Annotated in this window: 14 protein-coding genes; 1 reads left to right on the top strand and 13 read right to left on the bottom strand. The window is 53.7% G+C overall.

What is annotated here, in order from left to right; all coding sequences use genetic code 11:
• Positions 1-19 precede the first annotated feature (19 nt).
• Positions 20-955: a tRNA 2-thiocytidine(32) synthetase TtcA gene (gene ttcA, locus L350_RS17815; protein ID WP_001186974.1), complete on the top strand. Its 936-nt coding sequence runs from the start codon at positions 20-22 to the stop codon at positions 953-955.
• 43 nt (positions 956-998) lie between these two features.
• On the opposite strand, the gene dbpA is transcribed toward ttcA, so the two are convergent.
• From dbpA to L350_RS17875, 13 genes are all read right to left on the bottom strand, one after another.
• Entirely contained in the window at positions 999-2,372 is a 1,374-nt protein-coding gene (gene dbpA / locus L350_RS17820; protein ID WP_032624171.1) for an ATP-dependent RNA helicase DbpA, read from the bottom strand.
• Positions 2,373-2,429: 57 nt separating this feature from the next.
• On the bottom strand, positions 2,430-2,576 hold the full coding sequence (locus tag L350_RS24425; RefSeq protein WP_369702450.1) for a proline-rich small protein YnaL: 147 nt from the start codon (positions 2,574-2,576) through the stop codon (positions 2,430-2,432).
• Between the two features lie 281 nt (positions 2,577-2,857).
• On the bottom strand, positions 2,858-3,841 hold the full coding sequence (gene zntB, locus L350_RS17825; RefSeq protein WP_032624170.1) for a zinc transporter ZntB: 984 nt from the start codon (positions 3,839-3,841) through the stop codon (positions 2,858-2,860).
• A gap of 90 nt (positions 3,842-3,931) precedes the next feature.
• Positions 3,932-5,062 (bottom strand): methyl-accepting chemotaxis protein, encoded by a 1,131-nt coding sequence (locus tag L350_RS17830; protein ID WP_022648264.1) that lies wholly within the window; start codon positions 5,060-5,062, stop codon positions 3,932-3,934.
• Positions 5,063-5,376: 314 nt separating this feature from the next.
• Positions 5,377-5,865 carry a hypothetical protein gene (locus tag L350_RS17835; protein WP_032624169.1) on the bottom strand — a complete coding sequence of 163 codons (489 nt, stop codon included), beginning with the start codon at positions 5,863-5,865 and terminating at the stop codon, positions 5,377-5,379.
• A gap of 25 nt (positions 5,866-5,890) precedes the next feature.
• Positions 5,891-7,222: a VasL domain-containing protein gene (locus L350_RS17840; protein ID WP_032624168.1), complete on the bottom strand. Its 1,332-nt coding sequence runs from the start codon at positions 7,220-7,222 to the stop codon at positions 5,891-5,893.
• Between the two features lie 23 nt (positions 7,223-7,245).
• Entirely contained in the window at positions 7,246-7,701 is a 456-nt protein-coding gene (tssE, locus tag L350_RS17845; protein ID WP_032624167.1) for a type VI secretion system baseplate subunit TssE, read from the bottom strand.
• Positions 7,701-8,246, bottom strand: coding sequence for a type VI secretion system lipoprotein TssJ (gene tssJ / locus L350_RS17850; RefSeq protein ID WP_032624166.1), 546 nt, complete (start codon positions 8,244-8,246; stop codon positions 7,701-7,703). Before tssJ ends, tssE begins: the two co-directional genes overlap by 1 nt.
• A complete protein-coding gene (tssG, locus tag L350_RS17855; protein ID WP_032624165.1) occupies positions 8,224-9,309 on the bottom strand; it encodes a type VI secretion system baseplate subunit TssG in 1,086 nt (361 codons plus the stop codon). The genes tssJ and tssG overlap by 23 nt, the downstream gene beginning before the upstream one ends.
• A complete protein-coding gene (tssF, locus tag L350_RS17860) occupies positions 9,273-11,027 on the bottom strand; it encodes a type VI secretion system baseplate subunit TssF (RefSeq protein ID WP_032624163.1) in 1,755 nt (584 codons plus the stop codon). The genes tssG and tssF overlap by 37 nt, the downstream gene beginning before the upstream one ends.
• A gap of 41 nt (positions 11,028-11,068) precedes the next feature.
• The gene (tssA, locus tag L350_RS17865; protein ID WP_032624161.1) at positions 11,069-12,670 is read right to left on the bottom strand and encodes a type VI secretion system protein TssA; all 1,602 of its coding nucleotides are present in this window, start codon (positions 12,668-12,670) and stop codon (positions 11,069-11,071) included.
• Positions 12,670-16,125, bottom strand: coding sequence for an ImcF-related family protein (locus tag L350_RS17870; RefSeq protein ID WP_080686351.1), 3,456 nt, complete (start codon positions 16,123-16,125; stop codon positions 12,670-12,672). The genes tssA and L350_RS17870 overlap by 1 nt, the downstream gene beginning before the upstream one ends.
• Positions 16,088-16,399 carry a hypothetical protein gene (locus L350_RS17875; protein ID WP_144300340.1) on the bottom strand — a complete coding sequence of 104 codons (312 nt, stop codon included), beginning with the start codon at positions 16,397-16,399 and terminating at the stop codon, positions 16,088-16,090. The genes L350_RS17870 and L350_RS17875 overlap by 38 nt, the downstream gene beginning before the upstream one ends.
• Positions 16,400-16,436: the final 37 nt, after the last annotated feature.

Below are 16,436 nucleotides of genomic sequence, written 5' to 3'. Positions count from 1 at the left end.
AGATCTGAGTAACGAATAGATGCAACAAAATCAAGAGATTAACAAGAAAGAACAGTACAACCTGAATAAACTGCAAAAGCGACTGCGCCGTAACGTGGGCGAAGCCATTGCAGACTTCAACATGATTGAAGAAGGCGATCGCATCATGGTCTGCCTGTCGGGCGGTAAAGACAGCTACACCATGCTGGAGATCCTGCGCAATCTACAGCAAAGCGCACCGGTGAACTTTTCCCTGGTCGCGGTTAACCTCGATCAGAAACAGCCAGGATTCCCGGAGCATATCCTGCCGGAGTACCTTGAGAACCTGGGCGTTGAGTACAAAATCGTAGAAGAGAATACCTACGGCATTGTAAAAGAGAAGATCCCAGAGGGCAAAACGACCTGCTCGCTTTGCTCACGTTTGCGTCGCGGCATTCTGTACCGCACCGCAACCGAACTGGGCGCCACCAAGATTGCGCTGGGTCATCACCGGGACGACATTCTGCAAACGCTGTTTCTGAATATGTTCTACGGCGGCAAAATGAAGGGAATGCCACCGAAGCTGATGAGTGACGACGGCAAACACATCGTGATCCGCCCGCTCGCCTACTGTCGCGAGAAAGACATTGAGCGTTTCTCTCAGGCCAAAGCCTTCCCTATCATTCCGTGCAATCTGTGCGGCTCACAGCCGAACCTGCAACGTCAGGTCATTGGCGACATGCTGCGTGACTGGGATAAACGCTATCCGGGCCGCATCGAAACCATGTTCAGCGCCATGCAGAACGTGGTGCCTTCGCACCTCGCCGATGTTGAACTTTTCGATTTCAAAGGGATTAACCACGGTTCAGAGGTGGTGAATGGCGGGGATCTGGCGTTTGACCGCGAAGAGATCCCGATGCAGCCTGCTGGCTGGCAGCCAGAGGAAGAGGATGCGCAATTCGATGAACTGCGCCTGAACGTGGTGGAAGTGAAATAACCTGACTGCGTCTCAGACAGTGCTTCTGAGACGCTTTTTTCCCTTACTTCAGCAGCCGAACACGGCAGGTTTTCCCTTTAATCTTCCCGCCCTGCAACTGTTTCCAGGCCTTATGCGCAACCGACTGGCGAACTGCTACGTAGACATGTGCAGGATGGACCGTGATCTTGCCAATATCTGCCCCGTCGAGACCGATATCCCCTGTTAACGCCCCCAGAACGTCACCGGGACGCATTTTGGCTTTTTTACCGCCGTCGATGCACAGGGTGGCCATTTCCGCCGCCAGCGGAGCGATGCTGATATTACCGGGGGCATTCACCCAGTTGAGTTTCAGTTGCAGCATTTCCGCAAGAATATTAGCGCGCTGCGCCTCTTCAGGCGCGCAGAAGCTGATGGCGAGACCACTGTTACCCGCACGCGCGGTACGCCCGATGCGGTGGACATGCACTTCCGGATCCCATGCCAGTTCGAAATTCACCACCAGTTCAAGCGATTTGATATCCAGGCCACGAGCCGCCACATCCGTTGCAACCAGCACGCGAGCGCTGCCGTTAGCGAAACGCACCAGCGTCTGATCGCGATCGCGCTGCTCCAGATCGCCATGCAGCGATAATGCGCTCTGTCCGGCATCATTCAGGGCATCGCACACCGCCTGACAATCTTTTTTGGTATTACAGAACACCACGCAGGACGCTGGCTGGTGTTGGCTAAGCAATTTTTGCAGCAGTGGAATTTTGCCCTGCTGCGACGTCTCGAAGAACTGCTGCTCAATCGCTGGCAATGCATCGACAGTATCGATTTCAATGGTCAGCGGGTTCTTCTGCACGCGCCCGCTGATCGCCGCAATCGCCTCTGGCCAGGTGGCAGAAAAAAGCAGCGTCTGACGCGTGGCTGGCGCAAAGCGGATCACGTCGTCAATCGCATCGCTGAAGCCCATATCCAGCATGCGGTCAGCTTCATCCATCACCAGCGTTTGCAGTGCATCGAGTGAAACGGTGCCTTTTTGCAGGTGATCAAGCAGACGGCCCGGCGTTGCCACAATGATATGCGGCGCGTGTTGCAGGGAATCGCGCTGCGCACCGAACGGTTGTCCGCCGCAGAGCGTTAAAATTTTAGTGTTAGGCAAAAAACGCGCCAGACGACGCAGCTCACCCGCGACCTGGTCGGCCAGCTCGCGCGTCGGGCAGAGTATCAGGGACTGGGTCTGAAACAGGGTTGCATCAATATGCTGCAACAGGCCGAGTCCAAATGCAGCCGTTTTTCCACTACCGGTTTTCGCCTGCACGCGCACATCCCGGCCTTCAAGGATAGCCGGCAGCGCGGCGGCCTGGACAGGGGTCATAGTGAGGTAACCCAACTCATTCAGGTTTGTCAGTTGGGCTTCAGGCAGAACGTTCAGCGTGGAAAAAGCGGTCACAATATACTCTCATGGTAATGATTGCAGTCAGATGGCGCGTATCCTCGCAGATCTCCGCTAACGATGCGACAATTTAATCGGTTCTTCGTCCGGTGGCGGATCCGGCATCGGCTGCGGACGCGGGATGGGATCGGGAATTGGGGTCGGATCGGTGGGCACCGGATCGGACTGCCATGTGTTCAGGCGTTGCAGGGCAAGTAGCATACTCATCTTTTCCTCCAGATTTGGGTGCTTACCCCTAAAGGGTAGACGCAGATAAAAAGGAGGCAAAAAAAAGCCGACTATGAAGTCGGCGTCGTACGAATCAATTGTGCTATGCAGTAATTCAAAAAAAGGAAGTAAGACAATATGGAGCGCAACGCCCATCGCTTGACGTTGCATTCACCTGCGGGAGTAATATTGCACCTAACATGGTGTAAGTTTATTGACTTCGCTCAATTAAAATGTCGTTTTGAAGCAGTCGCAGCATTAGAAAATGCGTAAATTTACAGCCATTTACTACGATGCAACCACCATGCAACACCCCCAATCAAAACCACTAACATGACGCAAAACGTGGTGAAGCCATAGTGATATTCACCGCCGGGGATCCCCCCAAGATTGACGCCAAACAACCCGGTTAAGAACGTACTCGGTAAAAAGACCATCGCCATCAGCGACATGGTATAGGTTCTCCTGGCTAATGACTCCTGCATTACCTGTGCTATCTCATCCGCCATGACCGCCGTTCTGGCGATACACGAATCAATTTCGTCCAGACCACGTCCCAGCCGGTCAGCAATATCCTGCATTCTGCGACGCTGATCGTCATTCATCCAGCTCATGCGTTCGCTGGCCAGTCTCGCATAGACGTCGCGCTGCGGGGTCATATAGCGGCGCATAACAATAAGCTGTTTTCGCAACAACGCCAGAAAACCACGTGGGGGAATTTGCTGATCGAGCAGGTTGTCTTCCAGATCGATGATTTTATCGTGGAGTTCTTCAATAAACTCGCTGGCATGATCGGTCAGCGCATCACATACATCCACCAGCCAGCTTCCGCAATCCGTAGGCCCCGTGCCCTCTTTCAGATCGTTAATGACGTCATCCAGCGCCAGCACTTTTCGCTGACGGGTGGAAACAATCAATCGTTCATTCATGTAGACACGCATTGCCACCAGCTGATCCGGACGCTCATCCGTACTGCCGTTTATGCAACGCAGTGTTATTAACGTCCCCTCACCCATCCGGCTGACGCGAGGTCTGAGACTTTCTCCCGCCAGCGCATCCCGAACGTTGTTGGGCAATAGCGGCGTGGACGCGAGCCACTCGGCGCTGTCCGGGTGCGTGTAGTTGAGGTGCAGCCAGCATGGGTGTTCGTTGTCGATGTGATCCTGATCTTCAAGCGGCCTTGCGCCCCCGCGCCCATCAAGTACCCATGCAAAAACCGCGTCAGGTACGTTAACTTCAGACCCTTTAATGCTCTCCACAGCGCCTCCACCGATTTATCTCTTTCGGTGTCAGTCTAGCTTTCGTCGAGGGTTAAGCAATAATTATGTGAGGCATCATCCTGAATATGCTCAGGAATTCACCACCCATTCGCGGCTTATTAACGCATTATCAGCCTGGTACTCGTTCTTCAGACGGAAATTACGTGTTCGTGTCTGAAGTTCAATCACCTGATTGCGCAACACATCTGACGAACCGTTCAGTTCTTCAACCATCGACACATTGCTCTGTGTTACGCGTTCCAGCTCTGACAATGCCAGCGTGATTTGTGAAATCCCTTTTTCTTGTTCCGATGTTGAGGCTGAAATTTCATCCATCAGACGGCTCACGTTGCCCGAGCCGGTAACGATGTCGTGCATGTTTTTTTCAGCTTCAGAGACTACGTTAACGCCCTGCGTCACGTTATGGCTGGTGACTTCAATCAATGACTTAATATTTTTTGCCGCTTCGGCGCTACGATGCGCCAGGCTTCTGACCTCACCAGCGACCACTGAAAATCCTTTTCCATGGTCGCCCGCTCTTGCCGCTTCAACGGCGGCGTTAAGCGCCAGAATATTGGTCTGAAAAGCGATACCGTCAATCAGCGAGATAATCTCTGTCATTTGCTGGGCGCAGTCGGTAATTGATTGCATATTGTTCGCGACCTGCCCCATTAACTCTCCGCCTTTACGCGCCTGCAACGTCGCGATATTCGCCTGTTCGCTGGCTAAACGGGTATTGTCGGCATTATTTTTTGTACTTGCAGCCATCTCTTCCATGCTGGCTGCCGTTTGCACCAGCGAAGCTGACTGCTGTTCTGTTTTAACGGAAAGCTGCGCGCTGCGTGAAGAAAGCTGATCTGACAGGGTCATCGCGGTTTGCGAGGAGGCGCGGATCTCACGGACCAGCGTTGCAATGTTGCTGGAGAGACTATTAATGCCCGGGATCAGTCGTCCCGCACAGTTGTTGCCGAATTCAGGGATCGACACGCCGAGATTGCCTGACGTCACTTCTTCAATACTTTTTTTCACAGTATTGATCGGCGTCACAAGATATTTTGTCATATACGCCCAGAGTAAAATTAAGGCGATACATTGTACGATAATGACTGCAATAAAAAGCGAAAAACTCCCTGAAAATAGCGCTATAACTCCATCACTTACCAAAAACACACATAAAAGGAAATAGACAATGAAGGTTCTGACACTAATATTTCTAAGCATAGTTTTTCCTACGACTTTATATTTTTGTGGGCACTAAGGTTTATAGCATTGCCACAGTATTTTGTCCTCACGTTCGTCGTTGGTTTGTTGTTTTGCAGTTTGATTTGAGCAGTTTCGCTTAAGGCAGATAAAAAGCATGATATACGGTAAATATCCAGCTTGTAGTTTGGTTACCGCCCCCCCCTTAAATATTAGCGCTTACCTATTTAAGAAGGAGTACCGTAGGGCAACATTGTTTAGTCATGCTTAATAAGTTAACGTAGTTAATATATATCAACTACGTTACCGTGACCTCCCACCAGGCTGGCTTACGTTCAGGCCAGACAGTCGACTGACTGGAAAAAATAGTCCTCCGTCATGAGAACATTCTCTTTCACACTTTGATGTCCGCGACGAATATACCAGCCTGTTTCAGGCGCCATGCTTAAATGGTATATCCTCTCCCCCGATATACTGCCGGGGGCATTAATGCACATTGTCATACACCCCTTCTCTGATCCCCTGATGATCTGTTCTGGTATAATGCTGACGCTGCGATCTCCATTTCGCAGAATGACAGTCGTGATGACATAACGACATATACTGCTACTGAGGCTGTAGCCGACTGTACTCAAATCGGTGATATGCTTTTGGGATAACAGGACTTCAATACCAGAACCCTCAAACCAAACAATAATTTGCTGTGCAAGATCATCCATCCGCTGACAAAAAACCCTGACTTCGGCTTCAGCCGAATTAATATGAATCGGTTTATTTACGTTATTCTGCTGCACTTTCTTAAAAAAACGCTCTCTTACTGACATGTTAACTCCGTGTTTTTCGCCAGTCTTATTGTTCTTTTTTGTGCTTCAGCAGGGCGTAGCTAACAATCAACTGCTGAAGATGTTGTTCGACCTTGTTTTGCTGCGCTGCTGACCGGGGTTGCCCGGCAGGTAGAGTGGAAAGCAGACGAAGCTGCTCCTCAAGCGGTATGGTTTGGCTAAATGACTGCGACATGGCAAACACGTCTGATTTCAGTTCACTCACCGTCATGTACTTCCCCTTCTGTTCATCCAGTGCGTTCAGCTTGTTCGTCAACTGCTGCAACTGCGCCATACCCTGATGCCATCCATTCAGATCTAAATCTGCTAGCGCAGCGATACTCATCTGTTTCTGCCAATGCTGCGCCAGGGGTTTGGCCTCTTCCGGCCACAGCATCAGCGCCTGCTGCACCAGACGGTCGCCGAAGCTCACTGCCCAGTCTGGTTTCAACTGTAAAAGCTGCGCTAACAGCTGTTGTGTCCTGCCAATCCCCGGTTCCGGTGACGGTGACGTTTGTTGCAGCGCCTCTAATTGCCCTGTAGATAGCCCTTGAGGTAGAGGAGCCAGAGCCGCGGCTAGCTGCGCTTGTGCCGAATCTGGCGCATGCAACATCTGCCATCCTCCTGCGACGACACTGGCTGCCACCAGCATGGTCAACATTCCAGCAGCAAATGGCTTCCAGGGTTTCATCGACACCGGAGGTTCTTTAACCACCCCAACGTTCAGCACCGGCTCGGGCTCAACCACATAAACCCATTTACTACGCTCAGTCGGTTCGACGAGGTGAATTTCCGTAGCACCCAATGCGTCACCGTGCAGACTCATGTCCGTATTTTCGCTGTTTTCCAGACGCACTGCTGCGTTCTGCATCATCGTGCGCAGAGCATCAAGCTGAGTAGCATGCTTGAGTTCCATACGCTGCAAGACGTCCCCCAAAGCGCTCAGATGCTCTTCAGACTGATACAGCTGCCCTAAGTCAGCGTACGTCAGCGATAGCGTTCGTACTACCTGTTGCAGGCGCTTGCTGAGTGCACTGAGGATTTCGATTCGCGCATGGACAGGCTGTGGCCAGAGGTTTCCCCACTGGCGGGCTACCAGTGCAGCAAGTACCGCAAGCCCCTCATTCATACCGTACAATCCGGCCAGATGTGTACGGGCGAGCGTATACCAGGCAGCCGTTTGTAGCTCCACACCGTTATGCCCGAACAGTGACAGACAGAGCGTTTCCGCGTGTTGCCAGTTCAAATCCGGGCGTGCCGGATGGGTGAGCTTGTTCATTTCTTCGCGCAAGGCAGCGTAATCCGCAAGCGTGCGCGGATCCCCGCCGGTTTTAAGTTGGCGTTCAGAATTTATTGTCATAACTGTTTTAACCTGAGTAATAACTAGATGGCGGCACGTGCATCGAGGTATTGCTGTTGTTTCAGATGACGGATTAATACCCTGCCCTCCGGCATAAATTCCGTACCATATCGAACTAACCCGACCCCCTTCAGCTCCGCGTCAATGGCGTAGCGAAGCTCACCGGCCTGAATCTGTTCCTGCATCACCACGTTAATTCGATTCAGGCGCGGCTCATATTTCAGCAACACGGCCGACAGTGTGGTGATCAGCTGATGGGCGGTTCCAGGCATCCCCTGGAGGATTTTTGTCATATCCGGCAGGCCGTAGTCTGGCAGGTGAGCCAGCGTACCAGCGCGGCAGTTGAGGGTGCGCTGCATGTTATCGAGTACTGATAAAATCACCTGATTCTGTTCGCTGACCTGGTTGAGGTTCAGGCCACCTGAGAAATTGCCGCTCAGCATTTCATACAGCGATGGCGTATTATGTCCCTTTGGCATCAGTCATCCTTCAATGGCTGTAACGTCAGGTGGTTATTCCCGGCCTCCAGAATGCGCGGCTTATCCGGATCGAGATCTTCACGTTTTAGAACCTGCTTCCAGGTATTGTTGTCCAGGTCCGGGTGACGAAACAGGCCGACTACCGCGACAAACTGCGTTTCTTCTTCCATTGGCATATCAAGATTTGTATCACCACCCGGTTTTACGACCACATCTCGGGTCGCCAGCAGGTCGGCTTTCAGGATGGTTTCGCCATCTTTCAGGAGTTGCTGGTAAACCGTTTTATCGAAGATTTTACGGTCTTTCAGTTGATAGACGCGGACTACCACCGGCTCGGAGAGTGAGTTATTTTCGCGGGAATCGGTGTTTAACGCTTCACGCGCCGTGAAATCCAGGTGCAGCATCTTAATTTTTTTGTAGAACACGGAGTTAAATGCCGATTTGGTGCCATCAGTGATGCCCTGCGTCACCCCGCACCCCGTCAGGCTGAATGCCAGCAGAGCAGGCAGCAAGCTCGCATGTTTAATTGAACTTGTACGTAACACGTCGGTTTCCTTGTTGTGATATTGCCGGCTTCAGGCCGGTGTAATAGCCCAGTTCCGTCGTAAAGGTCGGTGGGATATCGTCTGTAAACTCCCCCTCATCAGCCCCCAGCACGCCGTTCATCCCGAGCCAGAAAGGGCCTTCACCAAGCGGCGGAACGGCAAGAAGTCGGGTCCGGGTGGTCAGGGTGAGTTTTGCCTTAAAACGCCAACCGAGCCAGACACGAAGCATCACCATAAAGTCCTGATACAGCAGACCGTCCGGCTTCCAGCCCTGTGCCTCCTGTTCATTATCCGTCCTAAGCGCAACCAGCAGTTGGCTACCCGCATCCATCGCTTCGTCACCCAGTGGTGTGTTGCCGTCCAACAGAAAATCGTCATCACCGTAAAAGCCCAGTGGCTGACCAATTTCCACCGGCCGCAGGCAGTACGGGCTAACCTTAACGGTGGTTTCCGGGGCCAGCAAAGTCACCAGCGCCTGCATCCCCTCCTGCGTTTTGCCCGGTTGCTGTAGGACACCCAGCAAAGCCAGAAAACGGGATACCGGTGTGGCAATGTGGTCTGCTGTGCCGGGAATACCCAGCCCCACCAGGCCCAGCAGTGACTGCGAGATGCTGTCCGTACCACCGGGTTCAAAGGTGGCAGGATAAGAGTATTTACGCCAGATACGGTAAAACTGCGTCAGAATGCGATGACTGAAGATATCCAGAAAACCCTGTAGTGCATAATGCCCTTCCCGACGCTGAGCGATGTCATCGAGATACGCCGTCGGCAAGGGTGAGTCGACACCGTACATTCCCATAAAGGTCGTGCGGATGAGTGGTGGCCGGCTGTCATCCTCCTCATCATATTCCACGGCTTTCATCTCACTGGCCGGAAATCCCATCCCCGGATGTGGGGCAAAGCGTACCGGATCATCCCCCGGGTGACTGGTCGAGCCCATCAGCGGCCTGCCCGGGTTACGCTTCTCCAGTAACTGGCATAAACGGTAAAAGTTAATGCGATGCAGGTCGGCTTCCAGCCGTGGGCTCAGCCGGGAATACGGCGATTGTGCTTCTCTTCCCATTCCAGGCGCTCTCCGGTAGGTTGCAGGATGATAATCAGTCGGTTAAACAGATAAATGTCGGTGTAGAGCGCAAAGAAACGACTCAGCATCTCGCCAAACAGGCAGATGTCACCGCGCCCGGCAAAGCCATGGCTGTCCAGGGTCACCTCAATCTGCACGCCGCGCACCAGATAGCCCTGCTCAAAGCGTTCGGTTTCACTGTGCTTCACGTCAATGATGGCTTCCAGGCGGCGACGGTTCATCTCGCTGTCGGTCCATTCATACAGCGCCAGGGTACCGCGCAGCACGTCGGCATTATCCATCATCGACAGAAATCCGCTGCCAAGGTGACTCAGCACGCGCCAGTGGAAACGGTCCTGCGCCGGTGGGTAACAAGGTAGCGTCGGCGCGCACAGGTTGCGCACGGCAATGCTGACCGAAGTGGTTTTCATCACCGTATCAAGCACGGTGCTTTGCAGCGCACGTCGTGGCAGTTGACCGTTTGTGCCGGTGAGCGTCAGCGACAGGCTTTCGTCTTCCGGGACGGTATGATTATCAAATGCTTCGCCGCCAAGAATGAGCCAGGTGTTATGCAGGCCGGACGGACCGCGGCGCACGCGGGTGTGGTAGTAATATTCCGGTGCTTCATGACGCATCATTCCTCCCTTATGACGGAAGCTCGAAAACGGCACGTAGGTATGCTGACTCGACGACATCACCGAATCCACGGTATATATCTCGGTATGGCCATCCTGCACGCGCATCGGGCGCAGCATGTATTCGGTTTGCAGAGAATTGAGCGTCAGCGGATCGGATTCCAGCGGAAACAGGTTAATGACCGGCACGCAATTCAGGCGCAGGTGCTTTTCGGTAAAGCTGAAGTCATGCTCCCAGCGTTCCGCCAGCACCACGTCGATTTCAAACCAAGGAAGCTCAGAAGGAAAGATCACGGCCTCCAGCCCGCGCAGCCCCATGAACATAAATTTCTCGCGGAAGGTGAAGTACTCCAGCAGCAACTGGTAACCGCTGAAACTGCTGTCCCCCTTCGGCCACAGCCTGTCATCATCACCAAACCCCAGTGCGGTGAAATACCCGTCCATCGGCCTTCTGTCCGTGTCACCTGGCATGCGCAGCCACAGACGCGCCGTATTCATGGTAAAAGCTTCATGCATAGCGCAGGCCAGCGGTGCGTCAGCATTGAAATAGAACGGGATCTGGCTGAGATCGACACGGCTCCAGTCAGCAAGATGGCTACAACTGAAGCGCAGGCTGATGACAGAGCGCCCGTCAGGATCAGTCGACAGGCGGGCATGCTCCAACGCCAGTGGCTGAAGGGTTATCTCTTTAGTTGTGGTGTAGCGACAACGCGTGCCTTTTTCACCGATCGGCCGCGAATTGACCTCGAAACCTCTGGCGATACCCATCGGTTCTTTCATCTCACGCCAGACAGGAGTGAACTCCACCACCGACATCGAGGGAATGGTGCGCAGGTAATGCGGCCACAACAGGCTGACCAGCCCTTCGGTTAGTTCCGGCAGGTCGTCGTCAAGCTTCTCGCGCAGGCGGCCCATCAGGAAGGCAAAGCCCTCGAACAGGCGCTCCACGTACGGGTCGCGCGCGCCCGCTTTATCGAGATTGAGCATAGCCGCCTGCTCGGGGTGAGCACGGGCAAATTCTTCGCCGGCTTCCAGCAGATAGCGCATTTCAGCGTCGTAATAACGCAGGGTTAAATCATCCATAAGAACCTGAATAAATGTGTTTTAAAGGTATGTCAGTCGCTTTACCCGCAAAGCACCGCACAGCCTGCCGGGTCAAGCGCAATCAGGCCCGCCAGAAGCTGGTCCATCTCTGGCTGAAGCCGTGACTTATCGGTTTCGCTGCGGGCGGCTTTCATGCGCAGCAGCCTGAGGCGGCGCGATTTCACTTCAAACAACAATGCTGGCGTCCATTGCGTGAGGGTGATGGCCTGTGCTGCACCGTCAAGCTCACCCAGCAGATGCAGAGCCAGCTCATTCTTACCCTTCTGCTCCGCCACGCGGGCCATCAGCAGACGCACCAACCATTTGTCTTTTGTGGTGTCGGTGCCCGGGCGCGTTTGCAGCCAGTGGAGTGTGGCATCCAGACCATCCGTGTCAGCTTTCTCCAAAACTTCCGGTTCAAGGGCCAGAATATCGTTGCCCGTTTCACTCAAGGCATTGACAGGCTCATCCCGCCAGTTGGACATCTCGTCCTGCACGCTCTGGTTTATCCAGTTCAGCGTGACCTCATCAGCAAAGGGTGTGCCGTCATTGAAGGCCAGCGTTTCAAGTCCGGGAAGGCGCCGCAGCAGCCCTTTCAGGTCAGCGATAATGATATCGGCCAGCACATCCTGGCCTGATTTAATCAGGGCCTGATGGATGTACCACTGCAAATCCAGCCAGAGATGATTGGCGCCACGCGAGAAAGTGCTGTCCGCTTGTTCCAGTATCTCCAGCCAGCTCTGTTGCAAATACAGCCGTTTGAGCATTGCCCGCTGGTCAGCCCGCGGCGGTTCGATGCGCGTTTTCCCTTCGGCATCCGGTGCCGGGATCGATCGCAGCGTGTCGTGACGCAGACTTTTCATCAGCCGGTGCGCGGCAAGCCAGCCATCAGGTTGCTCACGCAGATATCCCGTCAGGGTTCGGGCCTGAGCCAGCAAATCCTGACCGGACGTGATGCGGCTCAGTACTGGCGCGTCCTGCTCTGCCGCATGAGATGCCCACTGCGCGCGCGTTTTACTGCTGGCGTTCTGGGGTATTACCGCATCCACGCCACCGGCTTTCATCAGGCGGGAACCCAGCGCGCTGTACAGGGCACTCAGATCTGGACGTGACGCTTCAGGCTCAGTTTCAAGACTGTCTCGGATGAGAAGCAACGCACCGGTCGTACGCTGGGCATCGTCGCGTACCACTTCTGGCCAGAGTAACAGGCTGTCAAGCAGACGAGAGCCTGCGAGCCACTCCAGTGCTGGTTTACGGCTTCGCTCTCGCTGCGGGTGAAGCTGCTTTCCATAGCGCGTTAGTAATCCCGCAAGTAGCTCAAGCCCTTCAGCAAACCCGGTTTCACCGTCCTGGTGCAAGCGCGCCCAACAATAGTAAGTAGCAACCCGGACATCTTTGGCCACAGTGTTCAACACCTTTTCAGCCAGCTGGCAAATCAGCCCGGTATCAATACTGGAAAGTTTATTGACCTCCTCCCGGATACGCTGGAAATCATCGTCATAACCCGGGTCTTCTCCTATAGGACTGTTCTCACTGATCGGGGTAAGCCAGCGCTGCCAGCTTTCGGAATGTGACTGCGCCTGCTGTCGCAGCAGGGTTTCATCTGCCTGGCAGGCAACAACCAGATTCTGCAAAGCGTCCATTATTCGACTCCGTCCATGTCACTGTTTTCTGTATTGGTCATCAGCGCCTGCGCCATAGCCGCGCTATCTACGCTAAATATTTGATCTGGCAGCGTGAAGCCCCGCAGTGCCAGTAACGCCAGCGGCCCACTGCCCAGTTGTGAACGCAGTACCCACTGTAGGGTACGACCATCCGGCGCGGTAAAACTCATCATCCACTGACTGCGGTCAAGCTGCTCTCGTTTACTCTCATCCAGCCAGCGAATAAAGCCCCAGGTTCCGCTGTAATCACCAAACAGACGTGCACCCGCATTGACGGTGGTCCATGTCAGCATGGTTCCGGGCTTGTAGGTGTCACCAGGCCAGCGGAAGCTCTGCCAGTCTGCCATCTGGTTGAAGTAGTGCAGCTTTTGTCCATCAATAGTCAGTTGCGTTTCTACCACCTGCGGTACCGGACGCGCCTGTAGTTCAAAGCTGATGCCCTGACTGCCGTCGGTAAACAAGATATCCGATAGCTGGCTGAGCTGATTAATCGCCCGCAGGAAGGCTGGGTTAAAGTTCAGTCCCTGGCTGTTGACCTTATCCGGTACCCACTGGCTGCCCTCCTTATGCAGGACACCGCCGAGTTCCGTGGTCAGGAAGCGCTCAATACGTCCGCTATCCTTACGCACAAACTCAGCCAGCATTGGCAGAGAGGAATCACTCTTGCTGACAGCAAATGGGAAACGTCCGTCAAATGCCGTATGCCAGTTCGCCACCACGGAACGACTCCATTTATCATTCAGGCTCGCTGCCGATGGCTGAAGCACAGTTTCCCAGGCCTGGGTCAGCGGCTGCACAAACATGGTGCTGCCAAAACCACTCCACTCTTCGCCCAGGCTTGCAGCAATCAGGCTGCCGTACTGCTGGGTGTCGGTCAGGTCCACGCTTTTGCCCTGGAATACGGTCTGCGCCAGGCTCTGCATCATTTCCTGAGGGTCAGAGGCGCTGGCGACCTGTTGCAGACGCAAACGCACACGGGTGATACGGGTAAGATACGTTTGCAGGCTCAGTGAATTGTCAGCCGACATAACGTTGCTGCCGTTGTTTTTACCCATAAGTGTTAGCAACGGTCCAAAGGTTTCATCCAGTGGGCCCTGCGGGCCTGAGGCTGACTGGTCAATTACCGGTTTGTCCTTCCCGCCTACCAGGTCTTTAGCCGATTTGATGATGGAGTCCGACAGGCCTTCACTCTTCTGGCCGGCCTGCCCCTGCCAGGCGAGGGTGTTCATCAGGGCAATCAGCGGTGACTGGCGAACATCACTCATCAGCGTCAGCTGGTCAGTGACGTCTGCAATATTGTTTGCCGGATTAAGTTGCAGGCTGTTGAGGAAGCTCAGCCAGCTACCGGCAAAGTCGGTGAAGTAGCGTTCCGTCAGACGTGCTTTCAGTGCTTCAGGCGACAGGTCTGAGGAAACGGTTTTCCGGCTGTCGCTCAGTACCCAGTCGATTTCATCGCGGCGGGAGTTTGCCGCTTTCTCAATGGCCTGCTGAATCCCTCCCTCCCAGGCCTGACGGGTGAACATGCCCGGCACCACCTCATCGGTGGTAAACAGGCGACGGGCATCGGTACCGCCAGTCATATCCTCCAGAGACACATCGGCAAAGTTACGACGTACGGATTTGAGCATGTTCTCGTACAGCGTACTTTCCGCGTTGCGCCGTCCTATCTGCTGCAACAACACCTGGCGGCTCTGGCTGACCAGTTGCGCATCCGGCGTGATTTTCCACTGTGGCTGCGCTGGCAGTTCGGTGATGTAGAAGGCCCACAAATCCGGTGACAGGCTTTGCCACAGGCCAGCTGAGATACCTAAACGCGTCGGCTGCACAGTTTTCATGGTTTGCGCGTAGAATGCACCATCAGCTTTATCCGGACGGGACATCATCAGCCAGGCTTTCAGCTGGTCATAACCTGGTTTCGCCATCTGTGTCCGCTGGTCGCTGTTGGGTACCGAATTGACCAGCGCAATGAGCTTCTGCTTAAGCGCTTCATTTGCCGGATCACGTATCAGACGGTTGTTCGCCACCCCGTACCAGGGCAGCATTGCGTCAAGCAATTGCTGATCATGGTTAAGACCAAAGCGCTGATACCATGGCGCGCCGTCCTGAATATGGTGCAGCAGGCGACCGGCATCATTACGCAAAGCATGCAGGGCCGTCAGCTGGTAATCCGATACAGAAGGGTGCTCAACCAGAGCATGAGCCTGCTGTGCAACAGAAACTATTTGTGACCGGTTGACCGCAAACGACAGCAGCATCCCTCCCCCCCAGACACTGATGATGGCCATCAGTGCCCAGGCCAGCGCCCGTTCCCACGGCATACCGACACGACGGCCACGTACGCGGGTGCAGTCGTCGACAATCCCCTGCCAGGTTGCTGGCAGAGTCAGGGCATGACGCTGTGATCCATAATTCTCAGCGTCGGCTGTTCCCGCTGACATTCCGGCAGGTTTCTTCTCCGACAGGCTGAACATCAGACCACGCAGCGGGACGCGCTGCTGAGAAACAAAGAGCCATGGCTGCAACTGCTGAGCCCAGCGGGCAATAGCACCGTCGTTCAGGTGCTGGCTCAGGCGCAGCAGGAAGTCGTGGCTGCTGTTTTCCGCGACCTGACTCATCCCCTGCGCCCGCAGGGCTGGCAGCATCAGTTCCAGCTGGCGGATTACATCGTCTTCTTTTGCGCGTGGTGGAAAGCTTGCACCTACCGCCTGCTCAGGACGCGTACCCTGCGACCAGTGACTGCTGCACAGTTGCCACAGCCAGACCGGAGCGGAATAACGCAGCAGTTCGCTGATTTTTTCCAGGCCGCGTAAATCGTTGTCACTGATTTGTGGGGTCAGATTAAGTGACTCAGGCAGTACACGGACAATCCCGTCCAGCGGACGCCCGCGGCGCAGTTTACGCAGCGCGATGTATTTTTCGCGGCCAGGCTCCGATGCCAGGCTGCCACCGTAAATCAGCACGGTGCGGTTGCCTTCAAGCCACTGCTGCTGTTGCAGGCCAGGTACCAGTTGCTCAATCGCGGCTTCATCGCCGGTGATCAACAGCAGGCGGATCTTGTTTTGCCACAAGAAGCTATAGCGTCGGCGTAAATGAGCTTTTACAGGATCCTTTTTACTGGACTTTTTATAGTTATTAAGAACATTAGCTGTGACGGACTTCCCTCCCGCGATATGCTGAAAGCGATACTCTTTTTGATGGAACCACACACCGAAGTTCATCAACATCAGGAACACAGAAATTAAAAACATGCATAAGAACCAAAGGCTCACTTTTTCTTTTGAGGATACCCATCCAAAGATATCCCCATAGTAGTAACATCCTATAAAAGTCAGCACACCAAAGATAATGAGACAGAATACAAGACCAATCACTCTCCATTTTGCCGAGGTGTTCAATTTAATGCTCCTTGCGATTATCAAATGGCTTAATGACATTTAAAAGGTATTCATCACCAACGCCAGTGACCATTAAAACCGGCTCATTATTTTTTTCTGATATGAAAAGCGCCAGAGTAAACACCAACCAAAAATGGTGCTCATTTAAATTACCCAGCATCAAATTTAAATGCATTATCTCACACTCCCATTCAACATTCATAGATAAAGATGAGAGTCTTAATATCTCCGAAACTTCTGAAGCTTCCTCTGCACTCATATTGCTAAAAAGTACTCTTGTCGTTTTAAGAATATCTGACTGGTAAGTCATCATGTGGATGACCTCTTGTTTGGTGAGATTTTTGTTGCAT

The sequence above is a fragment of the Enterobacter sp. MGH 4 genome (assembly GCF_000534735.1).
Taxonomy (GTDB): Bacteria; Pseudomonadota; Gammaproteobacteria; order Enterobacterales; family Enterobacteriaceae; genus Enterobacter; species Enterobacter intestinihominis.
Note: the sequence above shows the minus strand (reverse complement) of the source record. Positions and strands in the feature narration are given on the sequence as shown.

Excerpts from the sequence above, each read along its gene's own strand:
- ttcA (WP_001186974.1), top strand. The coding sequence starts at position 20 with ATGCAACAAAATCAAGAGATTAACAAGAAAGAACAGTACAACCTGAAT.
- L350_RS24425 (WP_369702450.1), bottom strand. The coding sequence starts at position 2,576 with ATGCTACTTGCCCTGCAACGCCTGAACACATGGCAGTCCGATCCGGTG.
- L350_RS17830 (WP_022648264.1), bottom strand. The coding sequence starts at position 5,062 with ATGCTTAGAAATATTAGTGTCAGAACCTTCATTGTCTATTTCCTTTTA.
- L350_RS17835 (WP_032624169.1), bottom strand. The coding sequence starts at position 5,865 with ATGTCAGTAAGAGAGCGTTTTTTTAAGAAAGTGCAGCAGAATAACGTA.
- L350_RS17840 (WP_032624168.1), bottom strand. The coding sequence starts at position 7,222 with ATGACAATAAATTCTGAACGCCAACTTAAAACCGGCGGGGATCCGCGC.
- tssE (WP_032624167.1), bottom strand. The coding sequence starts at position 7,701 with ATGCCAAAGGGACATAATACGCCATCGCTGTATGAAATGCTGAGCGGC.
- tssG (WP_032624165.1), bottom strand. The coding sequence starts at position 9,309 with ATGGGAAGAGAAGCACAATCGCCGTATTCCCGGCTGAGCCCACGGCTG.
- tssF (WP_032624163.1), bottom strand. The coding sequence starts at position 11,027 with ATGGATGATTTAACCCTGCGTTATTACGACGCTGAAATGCGCTATCTG.
- tssA (WP_032624161.1), bottom strand. The coding sequence starts at position 12,670 with ATGGACGCTTTGCAGAATCTGGTTGTTGCCTGCCAGGCAGATGAAACC.
- L350_RS17870 (WP_080686351.1), bottom strand. The coding sequence starts at position 16,125 with ATGTCATTAAGCCATTTGATAATCGCAAGGAGCATTAAATTGAACACC.
- L350_RS17875 (WP_144300340.1), bottom strand. The coding sequence starts at position 16,399 with ATGATGACTTACCAGTCAGATATTCTTAAAACGACAAGAGTACTTTTT.